The sequence below is a fragment of the Phytobacter sp. V69 genome, from assembly GCF_965644215.1.
Lineage (GTDB): Bacteria > Pseudomonadota > Gammaproteobacteria > Enterobacterales > Enterobacteriaceae > Phytobacter.
The window spans coordinates 1-14,270 of sequence record NZ_CBFFRL010000128.1; the positions used below are offsets into that span (position 1 = coordinate 1).

15 protein-coding genes and 1 tRNA gene are annotated in these 14,270 nt (G+C 53.2%); 1 reads left to right on the forward strand and 15 read right to left on the reverse strand.

Annotated features, from left to right (window positions below; all coding sequences use genetic code 11):
- Position 1: 1 nt before the first annotated feature.
- From ACSZPU_RS17010 to ACSZPU_RS17075, 14 genes are all read right to left on the reverse strand, one after another.
- Positions 2 to 77: transfer RNA gene (locus ACSZPU_RS17010), tRNA-Lys, on the reverse strand.
- 164 nt (positions 78 to 241) lie between these two features.
- On the reverse strand, positions 242 to 1,033 hold the full coding sequence (gene cpoB / locus ACSZPU_RS17015) for a cell division protein CpoB (protein ID WP_499001131.1): 792 nt from the start codon (positions 1,031 to 1,033) through the stop codon (positions 242 to 244).
- A gap of 9 nt (positions 1,034 to 1,042) precedes the next feature.
- Positions 1,043 to 1,555, reverse strand: a complete 513-nt coding sequence (gene pal, locus ACSZPU_RS17020; RefSeq protein ID WP_041852065.1) for a peptidoglycan-associated lipoprotein Pal — start codon at positions 1,553 to 1,555, stop codon at positions 1,043 to 1,045.
- 27 nt (positions 1,556 to 1,582) lie between these two features.
- On the reverse strand, positions 1,583 to 2,881 hold the full coding sequence (tolB, locus tag ACSZPU_RS17025) for a Tol-Pal system beta propeller repeat protein TolB (protein ID WP_499001157.1): 1,299 nt from the start codon (positions 2,879 to 2,881) through the stop codon (positions 1,583 to 1,585).
- Positions 2,882 to 3,013: 132 nt separating this feature from the next.
- Positions 3,014 to 4,252, reverse strand: a complete 1,239-nt coding sequence (tolA, locus tag ACSZPU_RS17030; protein ID WP_499001134.1) for a cell envelope integrity protein TolA — start codon at positions 4,250 to 4,252, stop codon at positions 3,014 to 3,016.
- A gap of 38 nt (positions 4,253 to 4,290) precedes the next feature.
- Positions 4,291 to 4,728, reverse strand: a complete 438-nt coding sequence (gene tolR / locus ACSZPU_RS17035) for a colicin uptake protein TolR (protein ID WP_041852068.1) — start codon at positions 4,726 to 4,728, stop codon at positions 4,291 to 4,293.
- Positions 4,729 to 4,731: 3 nt separating this feature from the next.
- Complete coding sequence (gene tolQ / locus ACSZPU_RS17040; protein ID WP_499001137.1) at positions 4,732 to 5,424, reverse strand: Tol-Pal system protein TolQ; 693 nt, start codon at positions 5,422 to 5,424, stop codon at positions 4,732 to 4,734.
- On the reverse strand, positions 5,421 to 5,825 hold the full coding sequence (ybgC, locus tag ACSZPU_RS17045) for a tol-pal system-associated acyl-CoA thioesterase (protein ID WP_499001140.1): 405 nt from the start codon (positions 5,823 to 5,825) through the stop codon (positions 5,421 to 5,423). The genes tolQ and ybgC overlap by 4 nt, the downstream gene beginning before the upstream one ends.
- Positions 5,826 to 5,973: 148 nt before the next feature.
- A complete protein-coding gene (gene ybgE, locus ACSZPU_RS17050; protein WP_499001143.1) occupies positions 5,974 to 6,267 on the reverse strand; it encodes a cyd operon protein YbgE in 294 nt (97 codons plus the stop codon).
- A complete protein-coding gene (gene cydX, locus ACSZPU_RS17055; RefSeq protein WP_499001145.1) occupies positions 6,267 to 6,383 on the reverse strand; it encodes a cytochrome bd-I oxidase subunit CydX in 117 nt (38 codons plus the stop codon). The genes ybgE and cydX overlap by 1 nt, the downstream gene beginning before the upstream one ends.
- A 14-nt stretch (positions 6,384 to 6,397) precedes the next feature.
- Positions 6,398 to 7,537, reverse strand: coding sequence for a cytochrome d ubiquinol oxidase subunit II (gene cydB, locus ACSZPU_RS17060; protein ID WP_499001147.1), 1,140 nt, complete (start codon positions 7,535 to 7,537; stop codon positions 6,398 to 6,400).
- Between the two features lie 15 nt (positions 7,538 to 7,552).
- The gene (cydA, locus tag ACSZPU_RS17065) at positions 7,553 to 9,121 is read right to left on the reverse strand and encodes a cytochrome ubiquinol oxidase subunit I (RefSeq protein ID WP_499001159.1); all 1,569 of its coding nucleotides are present in this window, start codon (positions 9,119 to 9,121) and stop codon (positions 7,553 to 7,555) included.
- Positions 9,122 to 9,812: 691 nt separating this feature from the next.
- Positions 9,813 to 11,168, reverse strand: a complete 1,356-nt coding sequence (locus tag ACSZPU_RS17070; protein WP_499001150.1) for a pyridoxal phosphate-dependent decarboxylase family protein — start codon at positions 11,166 to 11,168, stop codon at positions 9,813 to 9,815.
- Between the two features lie 21 nt (positions 11,169 to 11,189).
- A complete protein-coding gene (locus tag ACSZPU_RS17075; RefSeq protein WP_499001153.1) occupies positions 11,190 to 12,401 on the reverse strand; it encodes an MFS transporter in 1,212 nt (403 codons plus the stop codon).
- Positions 12,402 to 12,511: 110 nt separating this feature from the next.
- Between ACSZPU_RS17075 and ACSZPU_RS17080 the strand changes: the two genes are divergently transcribed.
- The gene (locus ACSZPU_RS17080) at positions 12,512 to 12,961 is read left to right on the forward strand and encodes a winged helix-turn-helix transcriptional regulator (protein WP_499001155.1); all 450 of its coding nucleotides are present in this window, start codon (positions 12,512 to 12,514) and stop codon (positions 12,959 to 12,961) included.
- Positions 12,962 to 13,028: 67 nt separating this feature from the next.
- On the opposite strand, the gene ACSZPU_RS17085 is transcribed toward ACSZPU_RS17080, so the two are convergent.
- On the reverse strand, positions 13,029 to 14,177 hold the full coding sequence (locus tag ACSZPU_RS17085) for a tetratricopeptide repeat protein (RefSeq protein WP_499001161.1): 1,149 nt from the start codon (positions 14,175 to 14,177) through the stop codon (positions 13,029 to 13,031).
- Positions 14,178 to 14,270 lie beyond the last annotated feature (93 nt).

The following is a 14,270-nucleotide window of genomic DNA, read 5'->3' on the forward strand; positions in this document are numbered from 1 at the left end:
TTGGTGGGTCGTGCAGGATTCGAACCTGCGACCAATTGATTAAAAGTCAACTGCTCTACCAACTGAGCTAACGACCCACTTTTGCGTTGCTTTTGGTTTGTTTGATATCCCGTGGCAACGGCGGCATATATTACTGATTTAAGAACGCAGCGCAACAAGAATTTCGAGGAAGATCACCTGACTGCTTATGATTCGCGCGACAAGACCAGAAAAAAAGCGATTTCTGGTCATGCGCTATTCATCACATAGAACCGAGACGTTTTTGCGCCTGTTTTGCGCCGTCAGTACCCGGATACTTCGCGACCACCTGCTGATAAACGGCTTTCGCCTTCGCCGTGTCACCTTTGTCCTGCATGATGACGCCGACTTTGAACATCGCATCTGGCGCTTTCGGTGATTTCGGGTAATTTTTCACCACGGAGGCAAAATAAAACACCGCATCATCCTTTTTACCCTTGTTGTAATTCAACTGACCCAGCCAGTAGTTGGCGTTCGGGATATAGGTTGAATCAGGGTATTTTTTAACAAAGTTCTGGAATGCGGCAATCGCATCATCCTGGCGGGATTTATCCTGCACCAGCGCAATCGCTGCATTGTAATCGGTATTGGCATCACCGCTTTGTACCGGCGCGCCAGAGGCTGCGGCTGCTGCGTCAGGCGTTGCCTGAGCTGCGGCCCCACTCTGATCGCCCGAAGCCTGTTGCGTTTGTCCTGCCGCACCGCCATTGCTCAGACTACCGATCTGCTGCTGAATTTGCTGCTGACGTTCAACAACCTGATTCAGCTGATACTGACTTTCCTGAATTTGGCCACGCAGGGTATCAATATCGGACTGGTTATCAGCGAGTTGTTGCTGGAGTTGAGTTAAAAGCTGGCTGTGAGCATTAGAAATACGCTCGAGTTGAGTGACACGGTCTTCGACCGAACCTGAGCCGACACTACTGATTGGCGCTTGAGCATTAGCGGCCCAGGGGGCCGCTATGCCAACCAGTAACGACAGACTCAATAAATGATGTCTGAGGTTACTGCTCATGCAATTCTCTTAGTAAACCAGTACGGCACGACGGTTTTTAGCGTAAGCCGCTTCGTCATGACCCAGTACTGCAGGTTTTTCTTTACCGTAAGAAACGATGGAGATCTGGTCGGCGGTAACACCTTTACCCTGCAGGTACATTTTAACGGCGTTAGCACGACGTTCGCCCAGGGAGATGTTGTATTCCGGAGTACCACGTTCGTCCGCGTGACCTTCTACGGTGACTTTGTAAGACGGGTTGCTACGCAGGAAGTTAGCGTGCGCGTCCAGCATCGCAGCGAAGTCAGAACGGATGTCATACTTGTCCAGATCGAAGTAGACGATGTTGTTCTGCTGCAGCTGCTGCATCTGCAGACGAGCTTGCTCTTCAGAAGACATGTTACCGTTGCCGTTCATACCAGTGCCAGCGCCCAGCATACCTTCGCCATTCTGGTCGTTGGTCGCTTTTTTGGAAGAACAGGCCGCGATTGCCATGATCGGCAGAACCAGCATCAGGCCTTTCAGCACTTTGTTCAGTTGCATTTCGTTAATTCCTTTAATTACCAATTATTATTTAGACAGATACGGCGACCAGGCAGGGGATTTCACCTGTCCATCAGACGCCGGAATACGCGCTTTGAAACGCCCATCTGTAGAAACCAGGTTCAGCACGGATCCCATCCCCTGAGAAGAGCTGTAGATTACCATCGTGCCGTTAGGTGCCAGACTTGGCGATTCATCCAGGAACGTTGACGATAAAACCTGCACGCCACCCGCTACCAGATCCTGCTTGGCAATATGCTGCTGACCTCCGTCAGAGCTCACCATTACCATAAACTTACCGTCACCGCTTACATCAGCATCCTGGTTTTGTGAACCCTGCCAGGTGATACGCTGTGCTGCACCGCCGTTAACGTTGACTTTATAAACCTGCGGACGACCCGCCTGGTCGGAGGTAAATGCCAGATTCTGGCTATCCGGGAACCAGGTTGGTTCAGTGTTGTTACTGCGACCGTCGGTCACCTGGCGAATTTGACCAGAACCCAGATCCATCACATAGATGTTCAGGCTACCGGTTTTCGACAGGGCAAATGCGATTTTAGAACCATCCGGAGAGAATGCCGGCGCACCGTTGTGACGCGGGAAAGAAGCGACCTGACGAATCGCGGTGCTGGACAGATCCTGAATCACCAGCGCAGAGCGACCACTTTCAAAGGTCACGTATGCGAGTTTAGAGGCATCTGGCGACCACGCCGGAGACATCAGCGGCTGTGAAGAACGGTGTACTACGGCGGTGTTGTAACCATCGTAGTCAGACACACGCAATTCATATGGGAACTGGCCACCACTGCTCTGCACAACATAGGCGATGCGCGTGCGGAATGCGCCTTTAATGCCGGTCAGTTTCTGGAACACATCATCACTGGCAGTATGTGCGGCATAGCGCAGCCACTGTTTGCTGACGTTAAAGGAGTTCTGTGACAGAACGGTACCCGGTGCACCGCCAGTATCGACTAGTTGGTAAGCGACTTTGTAAGTACCATCCGGGTTCGGGCTAACCTGACCAACAACAACGGCATCAATACCCAGCGCAGACCATGCGGCAGGCTGAATTTCCTGGGCCGTTGCCGGCTGCTGCGGCAGACGAGAACGATCCAGAGGATTGAATTTACCGCTGTTACGCAGATCCGACGCCACGATATCGCCGATATCTTCCGGCGCGCCGCCTGGGCCCGCCCACTGGAACGGCACAACACCGATTGGGCGTGCCGAGTCCACCCCCTGGGTGATCTCGATACGTACTTCTGCGTGCAGCACCGCTGCCCACAGCATAAGAAAACCAAACGCTACACGTAATGCCTGCTTCATCATATCTCCCTTATCCGGGCGGAAAACCCGCGATAATTTAGCAGAATGTTAACAAACTCAAATATACAAAACTACTGAAACGCTATGACTACCGTAGTCTGTTTTTCCCTGACCGATCAGGAGAATTCGTTACTAAGGTTTAAAGTCCAGAGGTACGTTTCTGAAGACCTTATAAACCTCGGTTGTTGGCGGTTTAGGGAATTTCGACATACGGTTTGTCGCGGCTAACATCGCCTGACAAAACGCTGGGTCTCCCCCTTCCTGAGCCACTGAGAGCAAAGTACCGTCTTCTGCAATTTTCACACGCAACGTACAGGTTTTGCCCGCATAAGTATCCCAGTCATACAGATGGCCCTTAATCGCCGCCTGCACTTGAGACATATAAGCACTAATATCAGCCTGCGACGCACCACCTTGCCCTGGCTTAGTTCCTTGAGCAGGAGAATCGCCCCCAGTGGTACCACTTGAATGGCCTTTCGGCGCATTCTTACCTGAACTCAGGTCGCCCAGCAGATCGTCAACGCCGGATGCAGCAGCAGCTTTATCCGCAGCCGCTTTCTTGGCAGCAGCTTTCTCAGCGGCAGCTTTCTTGTCGGCGACGGCCTTTTCAGCAGCGGCTTTCTTATCAGCAGCAGCCTTTTCAGCCGCAGCCGCTTTATCAGCAGCAGCTTTCTCAGCAGCTGCTGCGGCTTTGTCTGCCGCAGCTTTCTCAGCGGCAGCGGCTTTTTTCGCAGCGTCCGCAGCCGCTTTCTTCTCAGCATCCTGCTGAGCTTTCTTAGCGGCGTCAGCCTCGGCTTTCTTCTGGGCGTCAGCGGCGGCTTTAGCAGCCTCTGCTTCCGCTTTTTTCTTCGCGTCAGCAGCCGCTTTCTTCGCCGCTTCCGCGGCTTCTTTTGCCTGCGCATCCGCTTTCGCTTTTGCATCGGCAGCGGCTTTTGCTGCTGCTTCTTCCGCCTGTTTTTGCGCTTCCTGCGCTTTCTTCGCGGCGTCTTCAGCTTTCTTCTGTTCTGCGGCCTGCTCACGGGCAGCTTCCTGCGCCTGTAAACGTTCCTGCTCAAGCTGCTTTAAGCGTTCCTGCTCGGCGGCCTGTTTTTCACGCAGTTCTTCCGCCTGCTGCTGGGCCTGCTTATCACGCTGCTCTTGCGCACGTTTCGCGCTGGCCTGCTGTTGCTGCTGACGGTTGTAATTCTGGACAACGGCACCGGGGTCAACCATTACCGCATCAATAGAAGAACCGCCGCCGCCACCCGCAGAAGCATCAATGTTTTCATCGAACGAACTCCAGATCAGCAGTGCAACCAAAATCACGTGCAGCGCCGCCGAAATGATTATCGCTCGTTTAAGTTTGTCGTTTTGTTCGGTTGCCTTTGACACTCTCGGTTCCCAAAAACTGCCGCCTGTTAAGCCGGTGATCAGATAGGCTGTGTCATCAAGCCAACCGATTTAACACCCGCGCTGTGTAACAGGTTTAGCGCTTTAATGATTTCATCGTAAGGCACTTCTTTCGCGCCGCCGATCAAGAAAACGGTTTTCGGATTCGACTGCAGGCGACGCTGCGCTTCTGCAATCACTTGCTCTGGCGGCAGCTGATCCATACGATCTTTTTCCACCACCACGCTGTATTGTCCGACACCGGAAACCTCAATAATGACCGGAGGATCGTCATTGGTACTGACGGTTTTCGACTCTGTCGCATCCGGCAGGTCAACCTCCACGCTCTGGGTGATGATCGGTGCAGTCGCCATAAAGATCAGCAACAGCACCAGCAGCACGTCCAACAGCGGAACAATATTGATTTCGGATTTGAGGCCACGACTGTTACGGCTGCCCCGTCCACGCGTTCTGGCCATGGTTTACCCCTTGTTACTCTCGGTGCTGGTAAACGCCTGACGATGCAGAATAGCCGTGAACTCTTCCATAAAGTTGTCGTAGTTCAGTTCCAGTTTGTTCACGCGCTGATTCAGGCGGTTGTAGGCCATAACCGCTGGAATCGCTGCGAACAGACCGATTGCGGTAGCAATCAGCGCTTCGGCGATACCCGGCGCAACCATCTGCAGTGTTGCCTGCTTCACCGCACCCAGTGCGATAAAGGCGTGCATAATCCCCCACACCGTACCAAACAGACCGATATACGGGCTGATGGAACCCACGGTGCCAAGGAAAGGAATATGGGTTTCCAGATTTTCCAGCTCACGGTTCATCGAAATGCGCATCGCCCTCGCCGCCCCTTCCACAATCGCTTCAGGTGCATGGCTATTGGCACGGTGCAGACGGGCAAACTCTTTGAACCCGCTGTAGAACATTTGTTCCGAACCGGTCAGATTATCGCGGCGTCCCTGGCTTTCCTGGTACAGACGCGACAGTTCAATGCCAGACCAGAACTTGTCTTCAAAGGCTTCCGCTTCACGACCGGCTGCGTTGAGAATGCGCGTTCTCTGGATGATGATGGCCCAGGATGCGATTGAAAAACCAATCAAAATCAACATGATAAGTTTGACCAGAAGGCTAGCCTTCAGGAACAAATCAAGGATGTTCATGTCAGTCACTGCTTAAACTCCGCGACAATAGACTTGGGAAGCGCACGAGGCTTCATTAAGAGTGGATCAACACAGACAATCAGTACCTCAGCTTCGTTCAGGACTTTGTTCTCTGCGTTGACGATCCGCTGCGTAAAGACCAGAGCGGTCCCGCGCATTGATGTAATTTCCGTTTGGACTTCGAGCATATCGTCGAGTCTGGCGGGTGCAAAATACTCCAGCGTTAGTTTGCGTACCACGAATGCGACGCGTTCGGCCAGCAAAACTTGCTGGCTAAAGTGATGGTGGCGCAGCATCTCAGTGCGTGCTCGTTCATAAAAAGCCACGTAGCTGGCGTGGTAAACCACACCACCGGCGTCAGTATCTTCGTAATAGACACGAACCGGCCATCGAAACAGCGTTGTATTCACTTTACATCCCGGTAATGCAACAAAAGTTAGAGCTTTTAAACTTCGCTACTATACGCGCGGGGGAGATGGTTTGGAATGGGTAGAAGTAAACGGAGAGTAAAAATATATGGGCTTTTGCAAGCCCATGTCATAAGCGGAGATTTCTTATTCAAAAGAAGAAGAAAATCAGGCCAGCCAGCATAACGAGGTCGGCGATCAGCGGGCAAAAAATGCCTTGCCAGTGAACCGCACGGGGACGGAATCCGACGCCATGAATCACACCTGCGCACACGGCCCATATCAGCAGAAAACCGTGCCAGATTTCCAGGTCACTGGTTTTTGCCGCAAAGCGTGAAGGATCCCAGAAAATACAGCCTGCCAGCATCAATGCCATGATGAGGGAAAGCGCCCGTAAAGGACGCTTGTCCATTACCGCATAGAGTTTTGCGATAATCTCATTCATCAATGTTCTTCTTGCTTCCCGGCTTTTGACGCTTCCACGTGTTCAAATGCCAGAGCAGTAATGATGCCAAATGCACAAGCAAGAAGCGTTCCTAAAATCCATGCGAAATACCACATTATCAGCTCCTTACTTAGTACAGAGAGTGGGTGTTGCTTTCGATGTCTTCTTTAGTGATACGACCGAACATTTTCCAGTAACACCAGGCGGTGTAAATCAGGATGATCGGTACGAAGACCAGCGCCACAAAAGTCATCAGGTTCAGGGTCAGCTGACTGGAGGTTGCATCCCACATGGTCAGACTGGCGTTCATCATAATGCTGGAAGGCATAACGAACGGGAACATCGCAATACCGGCGGTCAGAATAATGCATGCCAGCGTCAGTGAAGAGAACACAAACGCCAGGGCGCCTTTTTCCGCACGCGAAGTCAGCACGGTCAGCAGCGGCAGCACCACGCCAAGTGCAGGGATCGCCCACAGGCTTGGGATGTTGTTGAAGTTCGCCAGCCATGCACCGGCCTGACGCGCCACTTCTTTATTCAGCGGGTTAGATGCAGCATGGTAGTCCAGCGCGGAGGTCACCACGTAGCCATCAATACCGTATACCACCCACACACCGGCCAGAACGAAGCAAATTATGGTCACCAGCGCAGCAACCTGCGAAGTGGTACGCGCACGCAGATGCAGCTCGCCCACCGTACGCATTTGCAGATAGGTTGCGCCCTGGGTGATGATCATCGCCACGCTTACCACACCGGCCAGCAGACCAAACGGGTTCAGCAACTGGAAGAAGTTACCGGTGTAAGTCAGACGCAGATATTCATCCACGTTGAACGGTACACCCTGCAGCAGGTTACCGAACGCCACGCCAATCACCAGCGGCGGCACGAAGCTACCGATGAAGATGCCCCAGTCCCACATGTTGCGCCAGCGGGTATCTTCAATCTTCGAGCGGTAGTCAAAGCCAACCGGGCGGAAGAACAAAGATGCCAGCACCAGAATCATCGCTACATAGAAGCCGGAGAACGCAGCGGCGTAGACCATCGGCCAGGCAGCGAACAGTGCGCCACCCGCGGTGATCAGCCATACCTGGTTACCGTCCCAGTGCGGTGCGATGGAGTTAATCATCACACGACGTTCAGTGTCGCTGCGACCCAGGAAGCGAGTCAGCATGCCCACCCCCATGTCGAAGCCGTCGGTGACGGCGAAACCGATCAGCAGAATGCCAACCAGCAGCCACCAGATAAAACGCAATACTTCATAATCGATCATTTGACGACTCCTGTCTTAGCGTGCCGGCTGAGAAGCCACGGTGGACTGCTCATAATGATAGCGGCCCGTTTTCAGGCTGCTTGGGCCCAGGCGTGCGAACTTGAACATCAAGAACATTTCAGCCACCAGGAACAGGGTATACAGACCGCAAATCAGGATCATCGAGAACAGCAGGTCGCCCGCGGTCAGGCTTGAGTTCGCCACAGCGGTCGGCAGCATTTCACCAACAGCCCACGGTTGACGACCGTACTCGGCGACAAACCAGCCGGATTCGATAGCAATCCACGGCAGCGGAATGCCAAACAGTGCGGCACGCAGCAGCCATTTTTTCTCGCCGATGCGATTACGGCAAACGGTCCAGAAGGATACGGCAATAATGAACAGCATCAGCACACCGCACGCCACCATCAGACGGAACGCGAAGTACAGCGGCGCAACACGCGGAATAGAATCCTGCGTTGCCTGCTTGATTTGTGCTTCTGTCGCGTCGGACACGTTCGGCGTATAGCGCTGGAGCAGCAGACCGTAGCCCAGGTCTTTTTTCACGTTGTTGAACGCATCGCGTACGGATGGGTCTTTCGAACCGGCACGCAGTTGTTCAAGCAGGTGATACGCCTTCATACCGTTACGGATACGCTCTTCATGCTGCACCATCAGGTCTTTCAGGCCAATAACCGGCGTGTCGACAGAACGGGTCGCAATGATACCCAGCGCGTAAGGGATCTGGATGGACATGCGGTTTTTCTGCGCGTCCTGATCCGGAATACCAAACAGCGTAAAGGCAGCCGGCGCCGGCTGAGTTTCCCATTCGGCTTCAATAGCGGCCAGTTTGGTTTTCTGTACGTCACCCATTTCGTAACCGGATTCATCACCCAGTACGATAACGGACAGCACAGCCGCCATACCGAAGCTCGCTGCGATAGCGAAGGAGCGTTTCGCAAACGCGATATCACGGCCGCGCAGCAGGTAGTAAGAGCTGATACCGAGGACGAAGATCGCGCCACAGGTATAGCCAGATGCTACGGTATGGACAAATTTCACCTGAGCAACCGGGTTCAGAACCAGTTCGGCGAAGCTGACCATTTCCATACGCATGGTTTCGAAGTTGAAGTCTGCAGCAACCGGGTTTTGCATCCAGCCGTTTGCTACAAGGATCCACAACGCGGACAAGTTGGAGCCCAGCGCGACCAGCCAGGTCACTGCCATGTGCTGTACTTTGCCCAGACGATCCCAACCGAAGAAAAACAGACCTACAAAAGTGGACTCGAGGAAGAAGGCCATCAAACCTTCAATGGCCAGCGGGGCACCGAAAATATCCCCAACGTAGTGAGAATAGTAAGACCAGTTAGTCCCGAACTGGAACTCCATGGTCAAACCGGTAGCCACGCCCAGTGCGAAGTTGATACCAAACAACTTGCCCCAGAACTTGGTCATATCTTTATAAATCTGTTTGCCGGAGAGGACGTAGACCGTTTCCATGATGGCCAGCAGGAACGCCATACCGAGCGTCAGTGGCACAAAAAGGAAGTGGTACATCGCGGTCAAGGCAAACTGCAAACGTGACAGTTCGACTATATCTAACATCATGACTCCTTGCTCATCGCATGAAGACTCCGAGAGTAAACCTCGTCAGCGAAGGTTTACACGCATGCCCCAATACAAAGTTGTTGCACTTTTAAATCATCATCAGCAATAACGTTGATGCTGATTCAAAAAAGTTACAACCACGTTAATAAAAAACCCAAATTGATCTCTCGAATATATTACTCCGCAAAGCCCTTACAATAAAAAGGTTTTTATTGGGTTTGTTTTACGTTTTTCGACAGTGATCAATTTATACCGAATTTACCAGTTTCAGGCCAATTTGATCGGCGACAATTTAGCTATTTTTGATGCTTTTTCCAAGCATTTAAATATTGATTTAAATCAATTTAATCCATTTTTGTTAATTTTGTATACACCGCATCTCCATAGTAAAAACCATGTTAACAATATGTATACTTTAACGTGGGTATTGGTTATCAAACGAAGGGTAAAGATAAATAAATGCGAGTTTATTTAACGTTTAATCCTGGATGCTAATCGTGCTTTACACAAATGTTTAAGACACTAACGAAACGCTGCGGATTTTATTGATGGCAATATTTTCACAATAATTTCACTTATAGAAAAAATATTTAACACCGCAAGGTAACTATTCAAAAAAAAGGCCACGCAATCTTGCGCAGCCTTGAGAAAAAAATTAACAGGATCGGTTTATTAACATTCCCCTGGGTTATGGTTGTTGGCTCTCAACATGGATCTGCGCCAACAATATCAGCAGAGCATCCACATCCTGCCGTTGCGTACGCCAGGACGAAACGCTGATGCGTAGAGCAGGCCTCCCCTGCCAGCGGGTACTGCCAAACCAAGTTTTAGCCGATGCCTGTGCCGCAGCCAGTACCACCTCCGTTTGTTCATCCGTTGCACAGCGGAACAATACCTGATTAATCATCACCCGGTTCAGTACCTCAAACCCCTGCTCCACCAGCCCCTTGCTGATAACGCGGGCCAGCGAACAGTGTCTGTCGACCATCTCGCGCACGCCGTCACGGCCTAGCACGCGTAGCGCGGCCCAAACCGGAATGCCGCGCGGGCGGCGGGAAAACTCCAGCGTCAGATTCTTCTGCGCATCGGCGCTGGCGCTCATATAGACCGCATCGCTGTTCATTGCCGCGGCCAGCACCTGAGGGTCGCGGCAAATCACCATCGCGCAATCATAGGGCGTGTTCAGCCATTTATGGGCATCCGTCGTCCAGCTGTCCGCCAGCTCAATCCCCTGCGTCAATGCGACCTGCGATGACGCTCGCGCCCAGAGCCCAAATGCACCGTCAATATGGACCCACGCCCCTGCTTCGTGGGCGTGCGGGATGATCTGTGCGAACGGATCGAACTCACCGGTATTCACCTCCCCTGCCTGTAGACAGAGAATGGTGCGTGAGTCGAGCGGCGGCAACTGTGCGGCATCAACACGCCCGAAGGCATCCACTGGCGCGATAATCAGTCGGGACATGCCGAAACCCAGAATGCGTAACGCCTTTTTCACCGTGATGTGCAGCAGCTCAGACACCACCACTTTGATTTCTGGCGCTCCGGGTAGCCCGTCGTTGTCGATATCCCAGCCTTCACGCGCCAGCAGCTCACGGCGTGCTGCCACCAGCGCGGCCAGCGTACAGGCGGTAGCGCTGGTACCAAACCCAACGGCGCTTTCACGCGGCAGATCCAGCGCTTCCAGCACCCAGCGGCCCGCAATACGTTCCACTTTGTCAGCCACTGGGGAGTTCAGAAACGACGATGCGCACTGGTCCCAGGCCACCATTAATCGCTCGGCGGCAGATGCGGCGGGCAATGTCGCCCCGACAACAAACCCCAGATAGCCCGGTCCGTTCGATGCCGTGGTCGCCGGCGAACCAATATCATCAAGCAGCACCAGCGTCTGCTCTGCTGATTCCCCTGCCTGCGGCAGCGGCTCGTCAAATGCACTCAGCGCCGCGATGGACTCAGCATCAGGAAAGACGCGTCGCGTGCTATTGCCATCCAGATAACGTAAGCTGCGCGCATCAGCGTCTGCCAGCAGATACCGTTCGTTCATCTCATCACCCCTGTTGTTGTCTCAGTTCTCATCTGGCATCAGATGCCGCGTTGTTGCCCATACCACCAGTGCCAGTAAACTGACCGCCGCCCCCAGTACACACACACCCTGCCAGCCATGGCGCGCAAATACCGTGGTTGTCGCGATAGCCCCAGATCCACTGCCCGTGGCGTAGAACAGCATATAGATTGCTAGCAGCCGCCCGTGCGCCGCCGATGTGCGTAAAATCATGCTCTGACTGGTGACATGCAGCGCCTGCCCGCCAAGGTCAAGCAGCACAATTCCCAGCAATAGCATCGGGAGCGAATGTTCCAGCTGCGATAGCGGCCACCACGCCAGTAGCAATAGCAATAGCGCATAAAAACTGGTGCGCTGCCCGTGACCGCGATCGGCCTCGCGTCCTGCTCTCGCGGCGGCAAGCGCCCCCGCGACGCCAGCAAGGGCAAACAGACCAATCGTTGTGTGCGAAAACACATAGGGCGGCGCACTCAGCGGCAGCACCATTGCGCTCCAGAAAATGGTAAATGTGGCGAACATCAACAGTGCCAGCACGCTGCGAATTTGCAACACGCGATCGGTACGCAGCAGCGTCAGCATTGAGGCCAGAAGATGTCGCGCACTGACTGATTCCGGGTTCACACCAAAGCGAGGCAAACACCGCCAGAGGATCGGCAGTAGTATCAGCATCATTAGCGCAGATGCGGCATACACAGCGCGCCATCCCGCCAGATCGCTCACCACGCCTGCAAAGACCCGAGCCAACAGCAAACCGATAAATACTCCGCCTTGCGCGGCCCCCACGACCCGTCCGCGCTCCTGCGCATCTGCGGCACTGGCCGCACAGGCAATCAGCCCCTGGGTCATCGCCGTACCGAGCAACCCCGTCGCCAGCATGCCCACCAGCAACACCAGCGTGGTTTGCGCCAGCGCGACGATACAGAGCGCCGCCATCAGCCCCAGCATTTGCAGCAGCATCAGGCGGCGTCGCTCCACGATATCCCCCAGTGGCACCAGCAGCAGCAATGCCAGCGCGCAGCCGACCTGGGTTGCGGTCACCACGCCGCCTACCGCCGCCTGGCTTATAGAGAAATCCTGCGCCAGCATGTCGAGCAGCGGCTGCGCGTAATAGACATTCGCCACACTCAGGCCACTGGCGATGGCAAACAGCCACACCAGACTGCGCGGCATCGTCGTCGCGACCGTGGTCACACCGCATGCGGGTATGACAGCCATACTGCATGTCTCGCCTTTCATCGCCTCACCTGGTTGCAAAAGAAAACTAGTTGAAGACTAAATAAACCAGTTTTAAAATGCAACCGGAAAGTTTTTCATGAGGACTGACTATGTCACCTGAACTATCACCCTCTTACCAACCCTGCCCCGTCGCCCGTTCTGTCGACATCATCGGCGATCGCTGGGCGCTGCTGATCGTGCGCGACGCGTTCGACGGCGTGCGGCGCTTCGGCGATTTTCAGCGCGGATTAGGTATGGCGCGTAACATTCTGACCGACCGCCTGCGCAAGCTGGTCGATGGGGGCATCTTCACTACTCAGCCCGCCTCCGACGGCACGTCATATCAGGAGTATGTGCTCACACCCAAAGGGCAGTCGCTCTTTCCGGTAATAGTCGCGCTGCGTCAGTGGGGAGAAGGCAATCTGTTTGCACCGGGCGAACCGCACTCACTGCTGGTTGATGTGCAAACAGGTGAGGCTATTGCCCCAATGCGACCATTGACCGATGACGGCAGAGAGTTGATGGCAGAAAATACGCGGGTACAAAAACTTGAAATCTGAGGGGATCTACTACGATTATTCATCTTATTTTCAGGCCACCTTACGATGGCCTGGATGGAACAATTGACTACATTTTCGCTTTCACGCGCGCAATGGCCGTTTCATAAACTGGCTTGTTTCTTTGCGCATTTGCCAGTTGATAATGTTGCAGCGCATCAGCGTACTGCCCCGCATTTTCGTAAATCTTAGCAATGTTGTAGTAGGAGTTTGCACGGGTCGTTGCCGCACTCGCGCCACTGGCTAAAGAGATGGCTTTGCGGTTTGCCCAAATCGCTTCGGCGATTTTGCCATCCTTCTGATAAACGAGTCCTAGATTGCTGAAGGCCTGGCCATAGCTGCTGTCGACTTCAGTTGCCTGCTGGAAGAACTGAATTGCCTGATCAAGATTACCGTCTTTGTAGACTGCTTCTCCCTGGCGGTTATATTGCTTTGCCAATTCTGCATTATTTCCAGTTTGCGATACGGAAGCCACCGTATTATTTGAACCGGCTAATACAGCAGGCAAAACATCAACATCATGGCTTGCTCTATTGAAGCTTTCACCGCTCATTCGGTTAATATCTTCAAATTCCCCGTTTGGATTTAATTTAAATACCGTCCAGATATTCCCTGGCGTGCCAGTGGGAACAGAATAGCTTCGTACCAGTGAACTACCGACATACACAAACACTTTTGCACTACTTGCAGAAAGCTGCGCACTCGATGGGTTATCTTTATTAGTGTAATCCTGAACGGCATAAGTGTAGGTATCACCGAAATGTTTCTTAGTGATAGTGACGGTTTCCGGGCCGTAACTGTCAATATCGTCGACATCCAGATTGGCATCCTGCCCTTCTTTTTTCGCAAAATAGATGTGACCGCCAGGGAACATGAGATGAGAGTCCAGGTCAGCAGGGTTTTTCCCCCAGGTCAACACCACACGCATGCCGTCCAGATTGGTCATCACCGGGCTTACCGCGTAGGTCATGCCATCACACGGGCACTTGACGACCAGATTGGAGTATCCCTCCTTTTTAACGATCAGTAATGAATCCTGATCGTCCGGGAAGGATGAGGTGAGATTAACTTGCCCGGATGCATTGGTATTACCGTTTACAGACTGGGCACCATTACGCTGTAAGGTTACCGTTGCCCCATCGATGCGTTTATCTTTTACGGTTGCGCTCAGAACGTCAATATTGACGGGAGCGGCATAGCTGCCAGCACTCAACCCGATTAACGCAATTGCTGCTGGGCGGATTCAACTCCGAAGTGCAACGCTAAGCCGCCAATCTTAGCTCTGCAAACACCACAGACGGTTGCCTGAATC

Excerpts from the sequence above, each read along its gene's own strand:
- cpoB (WP_499001131.1), bottom strand. The coding sequence starts at position 1,033 with ATGAGCAGTAACCTCAGACATCATTTATTGAGTCTGTCGTTACTGGTT.
- pal (WP_041852065.1), bottom strand. The coding sequence starts at position 1,555 with ATGCAACTGAACAAAGTGCTGAAAGGCCTGATGCTGGTTCTGCCGATC.
- tolB (WP_499001157.1), bottom strand. The coding sequence starts at position 2,881 with ATGAAGCAGGCATTACGTGTAGCGTTTGGTTTTCTTATGCTGTGGGCA.
- tolR (WP_041852068.1), bottom strand. The coding sequence starts at position 4,728 with ATGGCCAGAACGCGTGGACGGGGCAGCCGTAACAGTCGTGGCCTCAAA.
- ybgE (WP_499001143.1), bottom strand. The coding sequence starts at position 6,267 with ATGAATGAGATTATCGCAAAACTCTATGCGGTAATGGACAAGCGTCCT.
- cydX (WP_499001145.1), bottom strand. The coding sequence starts at position 6,383 with ATGTGGTATTTCGCATGGATTTTAGGAACGCTTCTTGCTTGTGCATTT.
- cydB (WP_499001147.1), bottom strand. The coding sequence starts at position 7,537 with ATGATCGATTATGAAGTATTGCGTTTTATCTGGTGGCTGCTGGTTGGC.
- cydA (WP_499001159.1), bottom strand. The coding sequence starts at position 9,121 with ATGTTAGATATAGTCGAACTGTCACGTTTGCAGTTTGCCTTGACCGCG.
- ACSZPU_RS17070 (WP_499001150.1), bottom strand. The coding sequence starts at position 11,168 with ATGAACGAACGGTATCTGCTGGCAGACGCTGATGCGCGCAGCTTACGT.
- ACSZPU_RS17075 (WP_499001153.1), bottom strand. The coding sequence starts at position 12,401 with ATGGCTGTCATACCCGCATGCGGTGTGACCACGGTCGCGACGACGATG.
- ACSZPU_RS17080 (WP_499001155.1), top strand. The coding sequence starts at position 12,512 with ATGTCACCTGAACTATCACCCTCTTACCAACCCTGCCCCGTCGCCCGT.